At 78.6% G+C, this 276-nt stretch carries 1 pseudogene; it reads left to right on the forward strand.

The features are described from left to right. Positions 1 to 276 (forward strand): annotated as a pseudogene (locus SB822_RS56825) (hypothetical protein); the annotation flags it as partial.

The following is a 276-nucleotide window of genomic DNA, read 5'->3' on the forward strand; positions in this document are numbered from 1 at the left end:
GCTGCCGGCGCCGGCCGTGCGCGAGCGCGAAGTCACCACGGTCACCGCGCCGCAGGTCATCCTGCCGCAGGCCGCATCGCGCGAGGTCCCGGTACCGCAGCTGCGCGGACCCGACCTGCAGGTGCGCCAGGTCGAACTGCCGACGGTGGCCGACGCGCCGGCCGAATCCATCGCGCCGGCCGAACCTGCCGTCGCGCCACCAGCCGCGCCCGTACAGGCCGGTGCTGGCGAGGCGGCGGCGCTCCCGCAGCCGGCACCGGCCGGCGGCAACGCCGC

Origin of the sequence: Paraburkholderia sp. SIMBA_054 (assembly GCF_046534875.1) — a bacterium.
Taxonomy (GTDB): Bacteria; Pseudomonadota; Gammaproteobacteria; order Burkholderiales; family Burkholderiaceae; genus Paraburkholderia; species Paraburkholderia hospita.